The 14,985-nt window shown below is 66.8% G+C and carries 11 protein-coding genes; 6 read left to right on the forward strand and 5 right to left on the reverse strand.

Annotation, left to right across the window (positions count from 1 at the left end; genetic code table 11):
* Positions 1-10: 10 nt before the first annotated feature.
* Entirely contained in the window at positions 11-1,399 is a 1,389-nt protein-coding gene (locus VER16_RS13375; protein WP_324808913.1) for a hypothetical protein, read from the reverse strand.
* Positions 1,400-1,531: 132 nt separating this feature from the next.
* Entirely contained in the window at positions 1,532-1,900 is a 369-nt protein-coding gene (locus VER16_RS13380) for a glycine zipper 2TM domain-containing protein (RefSeq protein WP_324808915.1), read from the reverse strand.
* Between the two features lie 148 nt (positions 1,901-2,048).
* Here VER16_RS13380 and VER16_RS13385 point away from each other — a divergent pair, with 148 nt between their 5' ends.
* Entirely contained in the window at positions 2,049-2,441 is a 393-nt protein-coding gene (locus tag VER16_RS13385) for a barstar family protein (RefSeq protein ID WP_324808916.1), read from the forward strand.
* 18 nt (positions 2,442-2,459) lie between these two features.
* Here VER16_RS13385 and VER16_RS13390 read toward each other — a convergent pair whose 3' ends face one another.
* Positions 2,460-3,140, reverse strand: a complete 681-nt coding sequence (locus VER16_RS13390; RefSeq protein ID WP_324808918.1) for a response regulator — start codon at positions 3,138-3,140, stop codon at positions 2,460-2,462.
* Positions 3,137-4,519, reverse strand: a complete 1,383-nt coding sequence (baeS, locus tag VER16_RS13395) for a sensor histidine kinase efflux regulator BaeS (protein ID WP_324808920.1) — start codon at positions 4,517-4,519, stop codon at positions 3,137-3,139. The genes VER16_RS13390 and baeS overlap by 4 nt, the downstream gene beginning before the upstream one ends.
* Before the next feature lie 152 nt (positions 4,520-4,671).
* Between baeS and VER16_RS13400 the strand changes: the two genes are divergently transcribed.
* The 3 genes from VER16_RS13400 to VER16_RS13410 are packed head-to-tail and all read left to right on the forward strand — an operon-like array spanning position 4,672 to position 10,460.
* A complete protein-coding gene (locus tag VER16_RS13400; protein ID WP_324808923.1) occupies positions 4,672-5,850 on the forward strand; it encodes an efflux RND transporter periplasmic adaptor subunit in 1,179 nt (392 codons plus the stop codon).
* Positions 5,851-5,853: 3 nt separating this feature from the next.
* A complete protein-coding gene (locus VER16_RS13405; RefSeq protein WP_324808925.1) occupies positions 5,854-9,009 on the forward strand; it encodes an efflux RND transporter permease subunit in 3,156 nt (1,051 codons plus the stop codon).
* The gene (locus tag VER16_RS13410) at positions 9,006-10,460 is read left to right on the forward strand and encodes an efflux transporter outer membrane subunit (protein ID WP_324808927.1); all 1,455 of its coding nucleotides are present in this window, start codon (positions 9,006-9,008) and stop codon (positions 10,458-10,460) included. The genes VER16_RS13405 and VER16_RS13410 overlap by 4 nt, the downstream gene beginning before the upstream one ends.
* Before the next feature lie 126 nt (positions 10,461-10,586).
* Here VER16_RS13410 and VER16_RS13415 read toward each other — a convergent pair whose 3' ends face one another.
* On the reverse strand, positions 10,587-11,288 hold the full coding sequence (locus tag VER16_RS13415; RefSeq protein WP_324808929.1) for a uracil-DNA glycosylase family protein: 702 nt from the start codon (positions 11,286-11,288) through the stop codon (positions 10,587-10,589).
* A gap of 282 nt (positions 11,289-11,570) precedes the next feature.
* Here VER16_RS13415 and mutS point away from each other — a divergent pair, with 282 nt between their 5' ends.
* On the forward strand, positions 11,571-14,162 hold the full coding sequence (gene mutS / locus VER16_RS13420) for a DNA mismatch repair protein MutS (protein ID WP_324808931.1): 2,592 nt from the start codon (positions 11,571-11,573) through the stop codon (positions 14,160-14,162).
* Positions 14,163-14,321: 159 nt separating this feature from the next.
* On the forward strand, positions 14,322-14,921 hold the full coding sequence (locus tag VER16_RS13425) for a DUF937 domain-containing protein (protein WP_324808933.1): 600 nt from the start codon (positions 14,322-14,324) through the stop codon (positions 14,919-14,921).
* Positions 14,922-14,985 lie beyond the last annotated feature (64 nt).

A 14,985-nucleotide genomic window follows, 5' to 3' on the forward strand; every position in this document is an offset into this window, starting at 1 on the left:
CTCCGTCCCCTTATTTCTCTGAGTACCAGAACGGGATGAAGTACTCGCGGCGACGGTCGGCACCGCGCTTGGGGCCCGGGTCATTCCAGACCAGATGCAGGTCATGGCGGCCCGGTGCCAGGCCTGCCATCGGCAGGTAGCCCACCAGACCACGCATGTCCACGTCGCGGCGCTCCATCGGCACGAAGGCACGCACGTCCACCGGCTTGCCGTCCAGCTGCACAACCCAGAGCTGGGCCAGGCAGTCCACCGCGGCGGTGGCGGCGGCCGCCCCTTCGGCTTCATTGAGGCCCCCCGGCAGCTGCGGGCAGCGCTGGCGTGCCACCGTGTTGTCGCGCTGCGGGCGGTGCGGAATGAACAGCCGCAGCTGCGAACCACTGATGGTGTCGGAAGGAATCATCGGGTACGGCAGCAGCTGGTCGTGTGCCGAGCGCATCGATTCGTAGTGGGCGCTGAGCATGCCGTGGTCGACCGCCTCTTCGGTGATGACCTGGTAGCGGTTGAACAGCGAGAACTTCACCGAGCCCGCCACCTGCAGGCCGCCCAGCATCATCGCGACCATGATCGCCCCCATGTAGGCCAGCATGAAGTAGCGCGAGCGCAGGTTGCTCTGCATCGTCAGCTGCATGGTCTGGATCAGGCGCATCAGCGGCACCCGCTGCAGGGCCCCCAGCACAGTCTCCAGCACGCGCCGCTGGCGGTGCGCCGGTTTGCCCCGCGCCTCACGCCGTGCAATGGATTTCTCCATCATCGCCGGCAGCGCGCCCACCACCAGCAGGCTCGCCAGTACCACGCAGACAAATGCCGTCGCTGCGGTTTCCGAACCGCCAGACACAGCCCCCACCAGCATCGCCAGACCCAGGATGATGATCGCCATCACCAAGGTACCGGCCAGGGTCTGCACGCACATCAGCGTGGTGGAAAACAGCATCGTTGCCAAACGATCGGCACGCTGGATGCTGCCATCCAGGCCGCCGTCACGGGAACGCATGAACGCGCGTGCGACCGGCCCCATCTTCTGCAGGTGGTCCCAGTCGACGCCCTTGGGGAAGTGCGACTTCAAACCCACCAGGCCGATCCAGAATCCCCGCACCGTCAGGTGCGCGATCAAAGCCACCGCCAGCACGTAGCACATGCCCACGCTGATGCTGAAGGCGAACCACAGCACCTGGAAATACATGCCTTCGGTATGCAGGCTGCTGCGCGCCCATGCGTCGAACAGGTAACCCGGTACGGCCAGCAGCGCGAATGCCAGCAGGCCGGAGATGAACAGTTCGAGTTCATCGGTACGCTCGCGCAGACGCCCGAAGCGTGTATTGACCTCCTCCGCAGCATGGGCGTCGTTTGCAGGCGCAGCGGGATCGGCGGCAGGCGATTCGTTCACAGGGCGTTCATCCATGGAGGTCGCCGCAGTATAGGGGCCGCGCCGGTCCGCGCGATACGCCCCTCCTCAACGACGAACACCGGCCCTGGGGCCGGCGTTCGAAGCACCGCATCGTGGAAGGGAGCGGGTATCAGGTACTGCGGATGCTCAGCGGTAGACGCGCTCGCAGCGGCGTTCGACCACGCGATCACCGGTTTTGCTCTGGTGGTTGCCCTGAATCTGCCGGCCGGCCGCACCGCCCGCCACGGCACCGGCCACGGTCGCCAGCTTCTTGCCGTTGCCGCCGCCCACCTGGTTGCCCAGCAGGCCACCGACCACGGCACCGGTGGCGGTACCGGCGATGCGGTTCGGGTCACGCGAGTTGCGCTGCACTTCCACGTTCTTGCAGACCACGCGGCTGCCATCGTTGAACTTGCGGCCTTCATCGCGCGGCCCGTAACTCTGTGCGCTGGCCACCGACGACGCTGCAAGCAGGCTGCCCATCAGCAGGATGCGAAGGGAAGTATTCATGGCCATCTCCTGTAGTGCGGGTATGGGCCCAGTGTCTGGCCTGTGCCGCCAACCACAGGTGAAATCCAGGTCGACGGGGCCTGAACGTCCACGCGGCGTTCAGTGTTGCGACGCTTCCGTGTTGGACGCGGCTGCTCTGCATTACAGTAGGTCCATGAGCCTGCACCTGCAGATCGAAGGACGCGCCATCACCGGCATCGACGGCCTCTATGCGGAGATCAACCGCGTGTTCATGGCCGAAGAGGACTGGCAGCTCGGCGCCAGCCTGGATGCATTGGACGATCTGCTGTACGGCGGCTATGGCGCTCTGGCCGGGCACCCCACCGCCACCGTGGTCTGGCGCGATATCGAGCACAGCCGCATCGCGCTGGGGGCCGACGCCACCCGTGCCTGGCTGCAGTCGAAGCTGCAGCAGCCTGGCACCTTCAATGTCGATGCGATCCGCCGCCAGCTGGATGCGCTGGAGCGCGGTGAAGGCCAGACCTACTTCGAGATCGTGATGGAGATCTTCGCCGGCCATCCGCGCATCACCCTGCTCGCGCAGTGAGCGCACCCAGCGCTGACGCTACGCGTCCCAGCGGAAGCCGACGCTGTAGATGGATTTGATCCAGTCACTGCCGCCGCCGTCCATCAGCTTGCGCCGCAGGTTCCTGACATGGCTGTCGACGGTACGGTCAGCCACCACCCGATGATCGGAATACAGGTGGTCCATCAACTGGTCGCGCGACCAGATGCGGCCCGGCGCTGCCGCCAGCGTGCGCAGCAGACGGAACTCCACCGGCGTCAGGTCCAGCCACTGCCCATGCAGCGAGGCGCGACCACCAGGTTCGTCCAGCTGCAGGCCGGGCGCCGGTCCGGCTGCCACGCTGCCACGCGCACCGGCGCGGCGCAGCACCGCACCCACGCGCGCCACCATCTCGCGTGGGCTGAAAGGTTTGCAGATGTAATCGTCAGCACCCACCTGCAGACCCAGCAGGCGGTCCACTTCTTCCACCCGCGCGGTCACCATGATGATCGGCACCTCGCCAACAGCGCGCAGATCCCGGCACAGGGCAATGCCATCGCGGTTGGGCAGCATCAGGTCCAGCAGCACCAGCACCGGCTGCACGCGCGCGTAGGCGGCCATCACTTCGGCACCATCGGCGACCCATTCGGTGCAGTAGCCGCTGGCATGCAGGTAGTCCTGCACCAGGCGCGCCAGCTCCGGCTCGTCCTCCACCACCAGGATGCAATCACCCGTGCTCATGCGCGCACCGGCAGGGTCAGCACCACGCGCAGGCCGCCCAGCGCGGAGGCTTCGGCATGCAGGGTGCCGCCGTGCGCCTGGGCGATGTTTCGGCAGATCGCCAGGCCCAGCCCGCTGCCGCCGCTGGCGCGGTTGCGCGATTCCTCGGCACGGTAGAAGCGTTCGAACAGGCGGGCGCGCTTGTCCTCGGCCACGCCCGGCGCGCTGTCTTCGATGATCGCGCGCACCGTGTCGCCCTGGCGCTGCACCGCCACCACCACCTCGCCGCCGGGGTCGGTGTAGCGCAGGCTGTTTTCCAGCAGGTTGGCGAACAGCTGCTGCAGGCGTCGCTCGTCCCCGTTCACCGGGCACGGCTGCGCGGCAGCCAGTGCGCGCAGCTGCAGACCGGCATCGGCGAAGCGCCCGCGCATGCCATCCAGCGCCAGCTGCAGCACCGCGTCCAGGTCCAGTGGGGTCGAGCGGTACGCCAGCGCACCGGCCTGCGTCAGCGCCAGGTCGTGCAGGTCATCGATCAGCTTGCCCAGCTGCTGTACCTGCCGTTGCAGCGTGGCCAAGGTTTCCGGGGTCATTGGCCGGATGCCATCCTGGATGGCTTCCAGCTGCGCGCGCATCACCGCCAGCGGCGTGCGCAGTTCATGCGAAATGTCGGCCATGTAGCTGCGCCGGTTGCGCTCGGTGTCTTCCAGCGTATCGGCCAGGCGGTTGATGTCATGGCCCAGGCGGCCCAGTTCATCATCGCCGGTACGCGCAGCACGCGCACTGAAATCACCCGCGGCCAGCCGATGGATCGCGCCGGTCAAGCCCCCGACCTGGCGCAGCAGCGTGCGCGACAGCAGCCACGCCAGCAGCGCGGCAATCAGCACCGACGTAATGCCGTTCACCCAGCGCCCGCGTGACTGGTCTCGGGCAAAGCGCACGTCACCGGCAGCAATGGCCTTTTCGAAGGGAATCATCACCAGCCAGCCGACGGGAGCACCATCACGGCCAGGAACAGGCAGCTTGATGGCCTGCAACGTGGCCTGTGGATTGCCCGCCAGGAACCGTCCCTGCAGATCCAGCAGGGCAAAACGCAGCACCGCACCGGTCTGGTCCGACACTGGCGGTGCGCGCAGGTTGCCCGCCACGGGTACCCAGGTCGGCCGCATCAGCTGGAACCACACCTCGTTGTGGCCGCGCACGAATTCCCAGCTGCCTTCGCGTGCATAGGCCGCTTCCACCTGCGGCAACACCTCGCGCATGCGCGATTCGCCCTGCTCGTTCAGATAGCCCAGGAAGCCGCGCTCGAACAGGTAGCGGCCAACCACGCCGTTCACCGCCAGCACCACGCCGCACGCGGTCAATACCAGCAGGAACAGTTTGGCGGGCGTACCCAGTTTCATTGGCGCAGGGGCATCGGCTTCGGTGGCCACTACTTAGCCGCATCGCCCCGGCCCAATGCAAGGGAAATGGGGCTCGTTCAGGCGATCTCCCAATTTGCTGCGAATTTCGTACCGAACATGGCAGGCCTCAGAAACGCCCATGGGGTCGCCCGATGCCAGTGTCCGCTCGTCGTAGTCCGTTCCACCTGCCCTGGAAGCTGATGCCGGCCTCTGCGCTCGCCCTGGCCCTGGCCGCCTGCTCGCCCGCGCAGGCACCGCAGCAGCGCACCGCTGAAGTGGTGACCACGGCGGTCACCACCCAGTCACTGGCGGTGGAGCAGTCGCTGGCCGGGCGCACCGTGGCGGCGATGGTGTCCGATGTACGCCCGCAGGTGGGCGGCATCATCCGCACACGCGCCTTCACCGAGGGCGCACAGGTCGAGGCCGGGCAGCTGCTGTACCAGATCGATCCGCGCAGCTACCAGGCCGCCTATGACAGCGCCAAGGGCTCGCTGGCGCAGGCTGAGGCGGCCGTGCTGTCCTCGCGACCCAAGGCCGAGCGCTACCGCAACCTGGTCGATGCCGATGCGGTGAGCCGGCAGGATGCCGACGATGCGCAGGCCACATTGCGCGCCAACGAGGCAGCCGTAGTGGCGGCACGCGCGGCGCTGCAGACCGCGAAGATCAACCTGGACTACACCCGGGTGACGGCCCCCATCGCCGGTCGCATCGGCACCTCCACCTACACGCCAGGCGCGCTGGTCAACGCCGGCCAGGACACCGCGCTGGCCACCATCCAGCAGCTGGACCCGATCCATGTCGATGTCAGCCAGACCAGTGCGCAGCTGCTGGCCCTGCGCAGGCAGCTGGACAGCGGCGCGCTGCAGGCCGTGGACGGCAAGGCGCAGGTGCGCATCGTGCTGGAAGACGGCAGTACCTATGCCCACACCGGCACTTTGGAAGTGGTCGGCACCGCCGTCGATACCGGCACCGGCAACGTCACCCTGCGCGCCACCGTGCCCAATCCGGATGGCCTGCTGCTGCCGGGTGCCTATGTGCGCGCGGTGCTGCCGATGGCAGTGGACCCGAACGCGATCCTGGTGCCGCAGACCGCAGTGACCCGCAACACCAAGGGCGAGGCCCAGGTGAAGCTGGTCGGTGCCGACGGCAAGGTGGTCGAGCGGGTGATCCAGACCAGCGCCGCGCGCGGCGATCAATGGGTGGTCAGCAGCGGCCTGAAGGCGGGCGAGCAGCTGATCACCGAAGGCGGCAGCAAGGTCGGTGCCGGCCAGGCGGTGAAGGTGGCAGCGGCTGCATCAAACACCGCCAGCACCGCTGCGGCAAAGGACTGAGCCATGTCGCGCTTCTTCATCGACCGCCCCATCTTCGCCTGGGTGATCGCCATCGTGATCACCCTGGCCGGCATGCTGGCGGTGTACACGTTGCCGGTCGAACAGTATCCGGACATCGCCCCACCCAGTGTCTCCATCCGCGCCACCTACACCGGTGCCTCGGCTGAAACCACCGAGAATTCGGTGACCCAGGTCATCGAGCAGAACATGACCGGGCTGGACAATCTGATGTACATGTCCTCCAGCAGCAGCTCGTCGGGCAGTGCCAACGTCACCCTCACCTTCGCCTCGGGCACCGACCCGGACACCGCCCAGGTACAGGTGCAGAACAAGCTGCAGCAGGCGCAGTCGCTGCTGCCCGACGCGGTGCAGAGCACCGGCGTCACGGTCAGCAAGTCCTCTGGCAACCTGTTCATGGTGCTGGCCTTCACCTCCGATGACGGCAGCATGGACGGCACCGACATCGCCGATTACATGGTGTCCTCGCTGCAGGATCCGCTGAGCCGGGTCAGCGGCGTCGGCAACGTGCAGGTAATGGGCTCCGAGTACGCCATGCGCATCTGGCTGGACCCGGAAAAGCTGCGCACCTATTCGCTGATGCCCTCGGACGTGACCGCGGCCATCCAGGCACAGAACAGCGATGTCACCGCCGGTTCGCTGGGGGCACTGCCGGCCGTGGAAAGACAGTCGCTGAGTGCCACGGTCACCGCGCGCTCGCGCCTGAAGACCGTGGAGCAGTTCCAGGCCATCGTGGTGAAATCCAGCGCCAATGGCGCCGATGTACGTCTGTCCGACGTGGCCACCGTCACCCTGGGCAGCGAAAGCTATTCGGCGGTCAGCCAGTTCAACGGCAAGGCCGCCGCTGGCCTCGGCATCGAGCTGGCCTCCGGTGCCAACGCCCTGGACGTCTCCAAGGCGGTCGACGCCAAGCTGGCCGAACTGCAGCCCTACTTCCCCACCGGCCTGGCCTACCACGTGGCCTACAGCACCACGCCGTTCGTGCAGATCTCCATCGAAGAAGTGGTCAAGACCCTGATCGAGGCCATCGTGCTGGTGGTGGCGATCATGTACCTGTTCCTGCAGAACTGGCGCGTCACCCTGATCCCGGCCATCGCGGTGCCGGTGGTGCTGATGGGCACCTTCGGCGTGCTGTCGCTGCTGGGCTACTCGATCAACACGCTGTCGATGTTCGCGATGGTGCTGGCCATCGGCCTGCTGGTGGACGATGCCATCGTGGTGGTGGAGAACGTCGAGCGCCTCATGAGCGAGGAAGGGCTGTCGCCGCGCGCGGCCACCCGCAGATCGATGGGGCAGATCACGGGCGCGCTGGTGGGCATCGCCCTGGTGTTGACCGCGGTGTTCCTGCCGATGGCCTTCTTCGGCGGCTCCACCGGCGCCATCTACCGCCAGTTCTCGGTCACCATCGCTTCGGCGATGATCCTGTCGGTACTGGTCGCCATGACCCTCACCCCGGCGCTGTGCGCGACGATCCTGCTGCCGATCAGCAAGGGTGGCCACACCTCGAAGCCCGGCCTGCTGGCGCGCTTCTTCGGCACCTTCAACCGCTTCTTCGACCGCAATGCCGAACGCTACGAGCACGGCGTGGGCCGCGTGCTGAAGCACCGCCGCTTCGGCATCGCCGCCTACGTGCTGGTGCTGGCCCTGATGGGCGCGCTGTTCTACACCCTGCCCAGCTCGTTCCTGCCCGAAGAAGACCAGGGCATGCTGATGGTGCAGGTGAAGCTGCCCTCCGGCGCCACCCAGCAGCAGACGCTGACGGTGATCCAGCAGATGTCCGAGTACGTGCGGCAGCAGCCGGAAGTGGACACGGTGATGGCCGTGGCCGGCTTCAGCATGGGTGGCAGCGGGCAGAACTCGGGCATGGGCTTCGTCAAGCTGAAGGACTGGGGCGAGCGCGATGCCGACGCCAACAGCGTCGGCCAGCGCATCACCATGGCCATGGCACAGCGCTTCCGCGATGCGCAGATCTTCGCCATGGCACCGTCGGGCATTCCCGGCCTGGGCCAGAGCGCGGGCTTCTCGCTGGAACTGCAGGACGTCGGCGGCGCCGGACACGATGCGCTGGTGAAGGCCCGCGAACAGCTGCTGGCGTTGGCTGCCAAGAGCGATGTCGTGCAGTCGGTGCGCTATGACAACCTGGAAGACGCGCCGACCTTCGACGTCAAGATCGACGATGCCAAGGCCGGTGCACTGGACCTGGCGCAGAGCGATATCAATTCCACCCTGTCCACCGCACTGGGCAGCACCTACGTCAACGACTTCGTCAACCGTGGCCGCATCAAGAAGGTCTATGTGCAGGGCGAGGCCAGCGCGCGCATGCTGCCGCAGGACATCGAACGCTGGTCGGTGCGCAACAGCAACAACCAGATGGTGCAGTTTGGTGCGTTTTCCAGCAGCGGCTGGAGCTACGCGCCCGCCTCGCTCACCCGCTTCAACGGCACTGCCTCGATGGAAATCAGCGGCCAGGCCGCCGATGGCGTGAGTTCCGGCACCGCGATGGCCGAGATGGAAACGCTGGTCGGCCAGCTCGACGGCCAGTTCGGTGCGGCATGGTCGGGCCTGTCCTACCAGGAACGCCAGGCCGGTGCGCAGGCGCCGCTGCTGTACGCGGTCTCGCTGCTGTTCGTGTTCCTGTGCCTGGCCGCGCTGTACGAAAGCTGGTCGATCCCGTTCTCGGTGATGCTGGCCGTGCCGATCGGCATCGTCGGCGCCCTGCTGTTCACCAGCGTGCGCGGCCTGTCCAACGATGTGTACTTCCAGGTTGGCCTTCTGGCCACGGTGGGCCTGGCCGCAAAGAACGGCATCCTCATCGTGGAATTCGCCAAGGAACTGGAAGACAAGGGCATGGGCCTGGTACAGGCCACACTGCACGCGGCGCGGCTGCGCCTGCGGCCGATCCTGATGACCTCGCTGGCCTTCATGCTGGGCGTACTCCCGCTGGTGATCAGCAGCGGTGCCGGCTCCGGCGGCCGCCATTCGCTGGGCACCGGCGTATTCGGCGGCACCCTGGCGTCCACCGCGCTGGGCATCTTCTTCGTGCCGCTGTTCTACGTGGTGGTGCGCACCCTGTTCCCGTCGAAGCCGCGCCCGGCCGAAGACGATGCCCACGATGACGCCGATGCAGAGGTGAAGGCATGAACCGTTCGATCTTCAACAGCACGGCGCTGGCATTGGCCTGTGCAGCGGCACTGAGTGGCTGCGTCAGCATGGCCCCGGCCTACCAGCGCCCTGACGCCACGGTGCGCGACAGCTTCGGCAGCACCCCCAGTGTGGCGGTGGTCGAAGATGCGGTGCCGGTGGCACGGCTGGAATGGCGCTCGGTGTTCATCGACCCGCAGCTGCAGCAGGTCATCGCGCTGGCGCTGGACAACAACCGTGACCTGCGCGTGGCCATGCTCAACATCGAAGCCGCACGCGCCAAGTACCGCATCCAGCGCGCCGACCTGCTGCCCAGCGTGGATGCCACAGCCAGCCACACCGCCGCGCGCAGCAACACCACAGGCACCGGCAGCGAGGTGAGCCGCAGCGCCACCGCGCAGGTGGGCTTCAGCAGCTGGGAGCTGGACCTGTTCGGGCGCATCCGCAGCCTGAAGGACGAGGCCCTGCAGACCTGGCTGGCCACCGAACAGACCCAGCGCAGCACGCGCATGAGCCTGGTGGCCGAAGTGGCAGGCGACTGGCTGACCGTCGGCGCTTACCAGCAGCGGCTGATGCTGGCCGAGCAGACCCTGGCCAGCCAGCGCGAGAGCCTGGCGCTGACCGAGCGTCGTCATGCGCAGGGCCTGCTGTCCGGCGTCGACCTGGCCTCGTTGCAGGCCAGCGTGGAAAGCGCACGCGCCGACGTGGCGGCCTACACCACCTCGCTGGCGCAGGCACGCAACGCTCTGGATCTTGTGGTTGGCACTTCGGTGCGCGATGACCTGCTGCCCTCCGCTGCCGCCAACGATGCCGAAGCAGTGGCGCTGGCACCGCTGCCAGCCGAGCTGTCCTCGGCGGTGCTGCTGCAGCGCCCGGACGTGCTGTACGCCGAGCACACCCTGAAAGCGGCCAATGCCGATATCGGCGCGGCGCGCGCGGCATTCTTCCCCACCATTTCGCTGACCGCTTCAACCGGCAGCGGCAGTGATGCGCTGTCCAGCCTGTTCGACAGTGGCACGAAGCAATGGAGCTTCACGCCAACCATTTCCCTGCCGATCTTCCACGCCGGCGCGCTGAAGGCCTCGCTGGACCAGGCGAAGATCAGCAAGGACGTGAGCGTGGCGCAGTACGAGAAGGCCATCCAGAGCGCCTTCAGCGAAGTGGCCGATGCCCTGGCCACGCGTGCCACCGTGGATGAGCAGCGCGATGCGCAGCAGGCGCGTGTGAAGGCAACCACCCGCGCCCGCGAGCTGGCCGAAGTGCGTTACCGCAATGGCATCGACAGCCGTCTGGAACTGCTGGATGCACAGCGCACTGATGATGCCGCCCAGCAGGATCTGGTAACCCTGCGGTTGGCGGAGGCGACCAACCGGGTGACGCTGTACAAGGTGCTGGGTGGGGGTGCGGATGCGGTGGCGGGTGGTGGGGGAACGTGGGCGATGGAGGAGTGAGGTATCACAGCGGCACCGACACGCGTCGCCTGACTGCGATTGCTGATTCGACTTCCGCAGGTCGTGCGAACAGCTGGGTGGACTGCATCCAACATGCAACCCATCCAATCGTTCATCCGATCCAGTTCATGCATCCTGCGTTTGGTGAGGGCAATCCAGCAGATATCGCAGTGCAGCTGCGCGATCTTCCCAGCGATCAATACTCCATGAAGGATGATAGACCCAGGTCATCCAGGCCACTCCGTGGCCATATTCCAGAGTCCATAGTTCCCGCTCTTCCAGATACCGGCGCCGACGCTCCGCAGAGTTCGCCCGAGGTGCCAGGAACACGGGGTGATCCGCCAGCTTTCCGTGGTTGAACCGGCGCCAAGCGGTTCGCCCGAGCACCAGGATCACGTCAGGTCGAAGAATGGGGAGTATGTACTTCAACAATACGTCGCTGCCTTCCCGGAAATCATCGCTTGAGGGTCGGTGCCCAGATGCAGTACCCGCGAATCGCTGCGAAAGATTGCAGAATGCAACCTGCTGCCAAGCGTCTGCTGCCAGCGGCAGTGAAGGATCCGTCTGATTCGTAAGCAGACGATCCAGTTCATTGAAGAACTTGCCGCCCCCCTCCCGCGTGCAGGTCTGCATATCGTCGAATGTGCGTCGCGTGAATGGCCGCGTGATGAGGGGATCATTGTCGATTCCCTCGGATCGGTAATGGGACTCACCAAGCAAAAGCACCCGACGTCCCTCAAAGCCACCCAGGTAGCGTTTCCCCACATAGGGGACAAAGGCGATCTCTTCGGGCCAGTCGTCCATACTCAACAACGCTGGATCTTCCATTTCCTTCCCCTCTTATGCGCATTTGCGTATCAGCCTATGCTACCTGCGCAGTTGCCGAGGAAGGGATTTTCCCCCAGAAGTTCGAACCCGGGAGAGTCCCGCCGGTAGGGGCGCATCGGCGGATCTTGCGGGCTTGGCATCCCCCCGCCAATCGGCCCGCGTGCTTGCCCGACCAAGCAGTGAGGGTGCCGCGCCCCACCCTACCCGCTACCATAGAGGCTCCATTTCCGCAGCTGCCTGCCGCCGTCCCGGCGCGGGCGCCTGCCCCGATTTCCGAGTCCCATGTCCAAAGACAAGTCCGCCGAACACACCCCGCTGATGAAGCAGTTCTTCGCAGCCAAGTCCGACTACCCGGACCTGCTGCTGTTCTTCCGCATGGGCGACTTCTACGAGCTGTTCTACGACGACGCCCGCAAGGCGGCGCGGCTGCTGGACATCACCCTCACCCAGCGCGGCAGCTCCGGCGGCGCGCCCATCCCCATGGCCGGCGTGCCGGTGCATGCCTACGAGGGCTACCTGGCCCGCCTGGTGGCGCTGGGCGAATCGGTGGCCATCTGTGAACAGATCGGCGACCCGGCCCTGGCCAAGGGCCTGGTCGAGCGCAAGGTCGTGCGCATCGTCACCCCCGGCACGGTCACCGACGAGGCGCTGCTGGACGAGCGCCGCGACACCCTGCTGATGGCGCTGTCGCGTACGAAGCAGGGCTATGGCCTGGCCTGGGCCGATCTGGCCGGTGGCCGCTTCCTGGTCAATGAAGTCGAGACCGACGACGCGCTGGAAGCCGAACTGGCCCGCCTGGAGCCGGCCGAGCTGCTGGTGCCCGACGAAGAGAACTGGCCCGAATTCCTGCGCCAGCGCACCGGCGTGCGCCGCCGTGCGCCGTGGCTGTTCGATGCGGACAGCGGGCGCCGCCAGCTGCTGGCGTTCTTCAAACTGCATGACCTGAGCGGCTTCGGCATCGACGACAAGCCGCGCGCCACCGCAGCGGCCGGCGCCCTGCTCGGCTACGTCGAGGAAACCCAGAAGCAGCGCTTGCCGCACCTGACCTCCATCGCGATGGAAACCGCCGGCGAGGCGATCGCGATGAACGCTGCCACCCGCCGCCATCTGGAACTGGATACGCGCGTGGATGGCGACACCCGCAACACGCTGCTGGGCGTGCTCGACAGCACGGTGACGCCGATGGGCGGCCGCCTGCTGCGCCGCTGGCTGCACCGCCCGCTGCGCCTGCGCGAGGTGCTGGTGCAGCGCCACCACGCGGTGGAAACGCTGATCGACCGTGGCAGCGACGCTGACATCCGCGAGCAGTTCCGTCGCCTGGGCGATCTGGAACGCATCCTCACCCGCGTGGCGCTGCGCTCAGCGCGCCCGCGCGATTTTTCCACCCTGCGTGATGGCCTGGGCCTGCTGCCGGCCGTGCGCGAGGTGCTGGCGCCACTGGATTCGCCGCGCCTGCAGAGCCTGCACGCCGCGCTGGGCGAGCACGATGAGTGCGCGCACCTGCTGGCCAGCGCCATTACCGAAATGCCGCCGCTGAAACTGAGCGATGGCGGCGTGCTGGCCGATGGCTTCGATGCCGAGCTGGATGAACTGCGCCGTCTGTCCACGCACGCCGACCAGTTCCTGGTCGACCTGGAACAGCGCGAGCGCGAAAGCAGCGGCATCGCCACCCTGAAGGTGGGCTACAACCGCGTGCACGGCTATTACATCGAAATCAGCAAGGGCCAGTCCGACCGCGCGCCGGTGCATTACACCCGCCGGCAGACGCTGACCAATGCCGAACGCTACATCACCGAGGAACTGAAGGCCTTCGAGGACAAGGTGCTGTCCGCGCGCGACCGTTCGCTGTCGCGCGAAAAATACCTGTACGAACAGCTGCTGGACACGCTTGGCGGCCAGCTGGAACCGCTGAAGCAGTGCGCCGCCGCGCTGAGCGAACTGGACGTGCTGGCCGCCTTCGCCGAACGCGCGCAGGCACTGGACTGGGCGCGCCCGGAACTGCAGGCCGAGCCCTGCCTGAAGATCGAACGCGGCCGCCATCCGGTAGTCGAGGCCGTGCGCGAACAGCCGTTCGAACCCAACGATCTGGACCTGCATCCGGACCGTCGCATGCTCGTCATCACCGGCCCGAACATGGGCGGTAAATCGACCTACATGCGGCAGAACGCGCTGATCGTGCTGCTGGCCCATATCGGCAGCTTCGTGCCGGCCAGCCGTGCGCTGATCGGCCCGATCGACCGCATCCTCACCCGCATCGGCGCCGGCGATGACCTGGCGCGCGGGCAGTCGACCTTCATGGTCGAAATGGCCGAGACCAGCTACATCCTGCACCACGCCACCGCACATTCGCTGGTGCTGATGGACGAGATCGGTCGTGGCACGTCCACCTACGACGGCCTGGCCCTGGCCGATGCGGTGGCCCGCCACCTGGCCTACCAGAACCGCTGCTACACACTGTTCGCCACCCATTATTTCGAACTGACCGCACTGGCTGACGAGCAGCACGAAGGTGGCCGCAGCGGCATCGCCAACGTGCACCTGGATGCCGTCGAGCATGGCGAAGCGCTGGTGTTCATGCATGCGGTGAAGGACGGCCCGGCCAACCGCAGCTTCGGCCTGCAGGTGGCCGCGCTGGCCGGCCTGCCGCGCGCGACCGTGGCGCAGGCCCGCCGTCGCCTGTCCGAGCTGGAACAGCGCGGCGGTGAAAGCCATGCCGCTGAGGTCTCGCCGCAGGCGCTGGATGCACCGCAGCAGTTCGGTCTGTTCAGCACACCGGCCAGCAAGGCGCAGGAAGCGCTGGCCGCCATCGACCCGGACGAGCTGACGCCGAAGCAGGCGTTGGAAGCCCTGTACCGGTTGAAGACGTTGTTGTAACCGCATTGCCAGGTCAGGAGCAGCCGAGCGTGGGCTCGGCTCTACCTGGAATCCGGCGCACCGTTGTAGCGCCGAACCCAGGCTCGGTTGCCTTCGCATTCCCGTAGTGCACGCAGCGTTATGCTCGGGCGGTCCTTCCTTCACTGAACGGAGACCGACATGAATACGCAATCCCTCGCCGCGTCCCTCTTCCAGCAGCTGCAGCAGGGGCAAGGCCTGCAGCAGGTATCCCAGCAGCTCGGCCTGGACAGCAGCCAGACCACCCAGGCCGTGGGCAGTGCCCTGCCCCTGCTGCTGGGCGCCATGGGCCAGAACGCCAGTGAGCCGCAGGGCGCGCAGTCCCTGCTCAATGCCCTGCAGCGCGACCACAGCGGCGGCGGCGGTCTCGACCTGGGCGGCATCCTCGGTGCGGTGATGGGCGGTGGCGGCCGCGGGGCCACCGATGGCGCCGGCATCCTCGGCCATGTGTTCGGTGGCCAGCAGCCGCAGGCGGCCGAACTGCTCGGGCAGAAGACCGGCCTGGACAGCGGCACCACCAGCAAGCTGCTGGCCATCCTCGCCCCCATCGTCATGTCGTTCCTGGCCCAGCGGTTCGCCCAGCAGGGCAATGCCAGTGAACTCAGCTCCGCCCTTGGCCAGGAAGCCCAGCAAGCGGGCGGCGGCCTCGGCGGCCTGCTCGGCGCACTCGATCAGGACGGCGATGGCCAGTTCGGTGCCAGCGATCTGCTCAAGCTCGGCGCGGGCCTGCTCAAGCGTTGATCGCGCACATCGGTCCAAGCCCTGACCCTGATAGGTAGCCACTATCGCATCGGTTGAATCAATC

Source organism: Stenotrophomonas sp., assembly GCF_035634915.1.
In the GTDB taxonomy this organism is placed as follows: domain Bacteria; phylum Pseudomonadota; class Gammaproteobacteria; order Xanthomonadales; family Xanthomonadaceae; genus Stenotrophomonas.